We start from the raw sequence: 6,519 nt of genomic DNA on the forward strand, positions 1-6,519 counted from the left end.
GTGCGGTGGCCCTAACTACCGGACGGCGTTGTTGGCGTTGACGCGGCCGTGTGCCCAGTTGGTGCCGGTGCCTGCGATCTTGTCCGCGGTTGATTCCACCTTTGAGCGGATTGAGGTGGGTGTTGCACCCGGGTTGGAGCTCCAGGCAAGGGCGGCAGCAGCAGCGACGATCGGTGAGGACATCGAGGTTCCGTTGCCGACGTCGTAACCGAAAGAGCGCTTGTTCTGGGTGCCCAGGACGAAGGTGTGGTTCGGGAAGGTGGAGTAGACGTTGACGCCGGGCGCCGCGATATCCACCCAGCTGGCGCCGTAGGTTGAGAACGATGCTTTGGCGTCGTTGTTGTCGGTGGCTGCGACGGCAATAACGTTCGGGTAGGCGCCAGGGTAGATCTTGGTCTGGTTACCGCCATTGCCTGCGGCCGCAACCAACACGGCACCCTTATTCCAGGCGTTGTTGACGGCGGTTTCCAGGGTGCGTGATGCCCGTACGCCGAGGCTCATGTTGATCACCTTTGCGCCATTGCTGACAGCCCAGTTGATCCCGTTTGCAAGGCTCGACGTCGATCCGACCCCGCTGTCGTTCAGCACTTTGCCGTCCAGGATGGTGCAGCCGGGGCACGTACCGGCCACGCCGCGGGTGTTGTTTGCGGTGGCGGCGACGATGCCGGCCACATGGGTGCCGTGGCCGTAGTTGTCGTCACCGGTTTCTCCACCTGTGAAGTTGGCCCGTGCAACAACCTTCGGCGTGATGTCCGGGTTGTCGTTTGCAACACCCGAGTCGAGGACGGCAACTTTAGTACCGGCACCAGTGGTGACGTTCCACGCTTCGACGGCGTCGACGTCGGCGTCCACTTTGCCCCCCGCAATGGTCAGCGTCCCAGCGGTGTTAGTGAACTGCTGGCCATTGTTTTGCAGCGCATACTGTCGGGGGAAATACTCGTCAGCCGTGGCCGCTGTCACCAGCTCGTCCGGCTCGGCGTACTCAACTGCCGGATTCCGGCTCAGAGCTTCAATCAGTTGACGTTCTTTGCCCGCCGGCACGTTGACCAGTTGCGCGCGGGTACTGCCGATAGTCTCGCCCTCGCCGAGGCCGTGCTGGCGCAGCACCCCGGCCGCAGCACGATCGTCGCGGAACTTGACAATGACTTGCCCCTCAATCGGCGGCGACTGAGTCGCCGCATTGCCCGGGGCCGCAAAAGTGATTGCGCCAAATCCCATGCTCAGAGCTGCGAGACCCGCTACGACAACTTTTTTCATTTCATCATTTTGCTCCTACCCACCACCGGGTAAATAGGGCCTGCCGGCACATTGACATGCGGGTTTTCCATCAAGGCATTCCGGTCCCAGTGGGCCCCCGGACAAAAAGCGGACGGTGGTAAAAGTGGGACCAGAGAAATATATTGAGCCGCGACGATGACCATGCGCCTGATTGTTGATACTTTTTGATTGCCGTTCCGCAATGTGCGGGCCGGGGGGACCCATCATTCGGAAATTTGAAAGGCACATTCATGAGCACTCCGCAGTACCAGGGCTACGCGCCCGCACCCGTGCAGGCCAAGACCAACACGCTCGCTATCGCGGCACTGATCTCAGTCTTCTTCATCAGCCTGCTCGGCATCATCCTGGGCCACATTGCCCTGAACCAGATCAAGACCACGGGTGAAGGGGGCCGGGGCCTCGCTCTCGCCGCTGTGATCATCGGTTATGTTTCCGTGGTCATCGGCATCATCGTCGTCTTCGTGCTCCTCGGGACAGCTGCCGCGTACCAGAGCTGACCACGCTCCCAAAAACCCCCGTCCGGCAGCTGCCGGACGGGGGTTTTTGCGTGTGGCGGCACGTTGCGGTGTTTCGCTCAGGCCCTGTGGCGTGCGAGCAGGCTGAACGCATTCGGAACCTGGCCATTCCAAGCGGCTGCCTCCATGCCTTCGGGCCGCCAGAACGGTTGGGCGTGCTCCTCGAGGTGCAGGATCTCGAAGTCTGCAGCAATGATCGCCATGATCGTCTCCGCGAAGGTCCGCTGGTACTCGACGGCACCGCCCGCAGGAAATGAATCATTGACGTGGCTTCGGGCAAAGTACCCGCGGTCACTCCGCACCTCCACCTTGTCGCTGTCCCAACTCCACAGAGGCGTCAGCGGGTGCGCTTCATAGATGAACAGATGGCCTCCTGGCCGCAGCAGGCGGCACATCTCGGTCAGCCATGCTTCCAGATCCTCCACCCAGATCAGCGCACCCTTCCCGGTGTAGACAAGGTCCGCAGTGTCATCGGGAAGGCCACTCGCCGGCAGCGTCGCGGTCACATACCTGCAGTCGACGCCGAGTTCGTCCGCCCGGCGCTGTGCTGCTGACGCGGTCGTGGGGCTGTAGTCGACACCGGTGATGCTGCGCGCACCAAGTCGTATCAGCGCCACGTCGTCGATGCCGTGGCCGCTCATCGGATGCACCACGTCGGCGCCCGCCACAATGTCGCGCAGCAGGGTCTCCTCGACGGGGAGCAGACTGGCGTTCCTCGCCTCCTCCAGCACCTCTTCGTACTCGTTGACGTACTTGTGGGACGCTGATTCCCACGCTTGCTGCGTGTTGTTGTGAGCGCTCATTTCTCAACCCTTCCAGAGAAACGGTGCTGACACCATCCCCCGGGCAGTCGGGTGACTCCTGTGTAAGTAGCGGTCAGGCGCGTTCCACCGGAAGCCACAACTCGGTGGTTGCGGTGCTGAAGTCGGCGGCGCGGTCCAGGATGGCCACCACCGACGGGCCGGGCCGGAGCCGCCAGGGGTTGGAGGGGAACCAGTCGGAGGCGGTCGCCGCCCAGGTGGACTGGAGGGCCGCCGGGTAGGGTCCGGCGGTGCGGAACACCGCCCAGGCACCGGCCGGGACCGGGATGGCGTCGAGGTCCTCGGGCACAGGCGTTCCTTCGCTGACGGCGACGCCGTGCAGGTAGGTCAGCTCACTGCCCTCGGTGTAGTCGGGGTCTACGTCGGCGCTCACTTGCAGCAGTCCTGCCGGTTCCGTGTTGCTCAGTGCCTTGAGGCGAACGTGTTCCGCGTCGGGCAGCGAGGCAATATGCGCCTGGATGTGCGGGTTGGGGCCATGGTGAATGAGCGGTACCCGGGCCGTATGGCCGACGAGCCGGAAGGCCGGTTGATCTGCGATACGCGTATCCATGGTGGTATTCCCTTCTATGGTCATGCGGAACCTGAGCTGTGGTTGTGAGCGGAGGGGGCCACCGTCCCGGCGCGCCTCGCCTGGGCTGACGCCGTGCACGGCCCGGAAGGCCCGGCTGAATGCCTCGGTGGAGCCGTAGCCAAACCGCACCGCGATGTCCAACAGGTCGCGGCCTTCAATGACATCGGCCGCCGCTACGGTCATGCGCCGCCGCCGGATGTACTCGGACAGGGGCATGCCCGCCAGTGACGAGAACATCCGGCGGACGTGATACTCCGTGGTGCCCAGGCGGCTGGTCAGGCCGGCGACGTCGATCTCCTCGGTGAGGTGCTCCTCGACGAAATCGACCACTTGGTTCAGAACTGCGATCACGGTTTCCCCCTTCGGGATCAAGCCTGCTACACCGGCACCTGCCCGCACCCGACTATTGCGGTCCGAATCGGTCGCGCTCAGCTTCGCCGCGGAGACACCTCTGGGCCGGGCTGGTCGCCGCGTAATGCCTCTGCTTGGCTAGGCGCGCGAGTACGCCCGTTGGCTTTGGAACTGCGAAGTCCGGTACCGGGGCGATTTGGACACGCACGGCTGACCTCCCAACCCCGCGGCGGGTTGTCGAGCATTGGGGCAAACAGATCCACGCCCACTTGAGGTAATGGTCCAAGAAGTGCCCATTATCCGGTTTTATGGTGATGATAATGACAGTTAGCACGGACCCAGCTCCGCCGCCTGAAACATAACGTCAGGCTATGAGGGAATGTAGCCGGGTCGGGCCAGGAATTTGATCAAACGCCCATGGCTACCCCGGGAACCCAAAGCAGGGGAAGAACTCCTCCACACCGGGGCGGGCAATTTCGATACAGCGCGCCTTCACCTGTTGCAGGACTGCACTGCTGTCGGTGCCCGCAGCCGTAAATCCGTTGACCGTTACCGACACAGTTGCCGTGGCAGCACGAGCCAAATTGTTGTCGGTTGAGTTGACGTTGCCCAGACCCGGGACGTTTTCGTGGGAGCTCACGGTGGAATGCTCGAGCGGACCGGTGCCGATCCACGACGCGGCGAGACTGATGGTGACGGGGTTGCCGTCGCCGTCGAAGCCGGCCAGTTCGGTGGTGATGGATGCGCTGGTCAGTCTCGGCTGTGCGTCCAAGGGTGCCAGATTCCGGCCTTCGGCCTCGAACAGCACCACACCGCGGCCGGGCACCCCGGAACAGATGTCTGTGACGCGCACCAACACACTGGTGAGGCCCTGCTTGTTGACGGGACCGGGCTGGGCAGCGAACATGCCCACCATTGAGGAGACGAAGATTGAGGTCTGCTCGCAGCCGACGGTCTCAACCACGGCTGCAGAGCCGTGCGTTGACGAAATCGTGTGGTAGATGTTCGGAGCGGCACCGGCCGGCGCTGCAGTCAGGGCGACCGTAGCCGCCGTACATAGTCCGATCAGCAAGCGTTTCATGACGTCTCCTTTGTCCGCCACCCTCAGATTAGGCCTCCTGGATCGAGGCCGTCCAGAGTGGTGCACCCAGAGAGACGCCCGGAGAGTCAACAGTCTTTTGCCACGCAGTTAACCGAGCATTCACGTCCTTCTCAAGACCTGTCCAACCGGCCTTCCTACGTTTGAAGCCATGGACAACATTTCACGCAGGTCCCTTCTTTCCGTCGGCCTCGGGGCCGGACTGGTCGCCGCCCTGCCGGGTGCCGCCGTCGCCACTTCCATTACGGACGACGCCGGTCTCCGCGCCGATCCGTTCCTGCTGGGCATCGCCTCCGGCGAGCCGTGGCCGGACGGCTTCGTGATCTGGACCCGTCTGGCGCTGGACCCGATCGCCGAGGACGGACTGGGCGGCATGCCGTCCCGCAACGTCCCGGTGGCGTGGGAAGTCGCCGAAGACGCAAGCATGCGCACGGTGGTGGCCCGCGGCGTCGAGATTGCGCGGATCGAAACCGCCCACTCCGTCCATGTGGAGCTGAAGGGCCTCAGGCCCGGGCGCGAGTACTTCTACCGGTTCCGCACCGGCCCGCACATCAGCCAAGTTGGCCGCACCCTCACGACCCCTGCCCCGCACGAAACGCCGGCGGCGCTGGCCATGGCGTTCGCCAGCTGCTCCCAGTACGAGCACGGCTACTTCACCGCCTACACGCGGCTGGCCCAGGACCACCCGGACCTTGTGCTGCACCTGGGTGACTACCTGTATGAGTACAAGAAGGACAGCTACGTGATCGGCGGCGGCAACCCGCGCGACCACCAGGGTCCCGAGACCTCCACGTTGCAGGGTTACCGGCAGCGGCACGCGCAGTACAAGTCCGACGCCGACCTGCAGGCGGCGCACGCCATCGCGCCGTGGCTGGTGGTGTGGGATGACCACGAGGTGGACAACAACTGGGCCGACGAGGTCCCCGAGAACACTGACGCCGCCCAGCTGAACGACACCACCGAGCGTTTCCGGCAGCGCCGCGCGGCCGCGTTCCAGGCGTACTACGAGAACATGCCGCTGCGGGCCTCGTCCGTGCCGGCCGGGTTCGACATGAAGATCTACCGCACCATCCAGTGGGGCCAGCTGGCCAATTTCCACATGATGGACACGCGGCAGTACAGGGACGACCAGCTCGCCGGGGACGGCTGGAGGAAAAACGTGGCCGAACGCCTGGCCGAGGACCGCACCATCACCGGGGCGGAGCAGGAGAAGTGGCTGCTGGACGGCTTCAGGAACTCCACCCAGCGCTGGGACATCCTGGGCCAGCAGGTGTTCTTCGCCGAACGGGACAGGAACCAGGCTCCGGAGATCGACGACGTCTCCATGGACGGGTGGGACGGCTACGCCGCATCGCGCCGGAGGATCACGCAGGGCTGGGTGGACGCCAACGTGCGCAACGCCGTGGTCCTCACCGGTGACGTGCACCGCAACTGGGCCAACGACGTCAAGGTGGACTACAAGGACCCGGCGTCGCCCGTGGTCGGCTCGGAACTGGTATGCACGTCCATCACCTCCACCGGTAACGGCACCGGCTCCACCACGGATCCCGTGATGGCCTGGAACCCGCACCTGAAGTTCTACAACGACAACCGCGGATACGTGAACACGCGCATTACGAAGGATGCGATGACCGCTGACTTCAGGGTGCTGGACTACGTCACGACGCCGGGCTCCGCCGTCAGCACGAAGGCATCGTTCGAGATCCGGGACGGGGTTCCTGGGCTGCAGGCGCGGTAATAAGGCGCCGACGACGGCGGGGGGGGTGCCTCTATGTTTTTCGTCAAGCCGCTGACGGCAGATTCCGTGGTTCCGGTTCCTGGTAGAGGGTTCCGTCTCGGAGCATGGCGAAGAGGACGTCTGAGCGGCGGCGTGCGAGGGCGATG

6 protein-coding genes are annotated in these 6,519 nt (G+C 64.1%); 2 read left to right on the forward strand and 4 right to left on the reverse strand.

Annotation, left to right across the window (positions count from 1 at the left end):
* Nucleotides 1-15 precede the first annotated feature (15 nt).
* Entirely contained in the window at nucleotides 16-1,257 is a 1,242-nt protein-coding gene (locus MU551_RS22465; protein WP_247048787.1) for a S8 family serine peptidase, read from the reverse strand.
* 251 nt (nucleotides 1,258-1,508) lie between these two features.
* Here MU551_RS22465 and MU551_RS22470 point away from each other — a divergent pair, with 251 nt between their 5' ends.
* Nucleotides 1,509-1,775: a DUF4190 domain-containing protein gene (locus MU551_RS22470; RefSeq protein ID WP_247048788.1), complete on the forward strand. Its 267-nt coding sequence runs from the start codon at nucleotides 1,509-1,511 to the stop codon at nucleotides 1,773-1,775.
* Nucleotides 1,776-1,852: 77 nt separating this feature from the next.
* On the opposite strand, the gene MU551_RS22475 is transcribed toward MU551_RS22470, so the two are convergent.
* From MU551_RS22475 to MU551_RS22485, 3 genes are all read right to left on the reverse strand, one after another.
* Nucleotides 1,853-2,596, reverse strand: coding sequence for a class I SAM-dependent methyltransferase (locus tag MU551_RS22475; RefSeq protein ID WP_247048789.1), 744 nt, complete (start codon nucleotides 2,594-2,596; stop codon nucleotides 1,853-1,855).
* 73 nt (nucleotides 2,597-2,669) lie between these two features.
* Nucleotides 2,670-3,536 carry an AraC family transcriptional regulator gene (locus tag MU551_RS22480; protein WP_247048790.1) on the reverse strand — a complete coding sequence of 289 codons (867 nt, stop codon included), beginning with the start codon at nucleotides 3,534-3,536 and terminating at the stop codon, nucleotides 2,670-2,672.
* Between the two features lie 421 nt (nucleotides 3,537-3,957).
* Nucleotides 3,958-4,617: a hypothetical protein gene (locus MU551_RS22485; protein ID WP_247048791.1), complete on the reverse strand. Its 660-nt coding sequence runs from the start codon at nucleotides 4,615-4,617 to the stop codon at nucleotides 3,958-3,960.
* 169 nt (nucleotides 4,618-4,786) lie between these two features.
* Here MU551_RS22485 and MU551_RS22490 point away from each other — a divergent pair, with 169 nt between their 5' ends.
* Nucleotides 4,787-6,373, forward strand: coding sequence for an alkaline phosphatase D family protein (locus tag MU551_RS22490; protein WP_247048792.1), 1,587 nt, complete (start codon nucleotides 4,787-4,789; stop codon nucleotides 6,371-6,373).
* The last annotated feature ends 146 nt before the right edge of the window (nucleotides 6,374-6,519 follow it).

The sequence above is a fragment of the Arthrobacter rhizosphaerae genome, from assembly GCF_023062595.1.
Taxonomy (GTDB): domain Bacteria; phylum Actinomycetota; class Actinomycetes; order Actinomycetales; family Micrococcaceae; genus Arthrobacter; species Arthrobacter rhizosphaerae.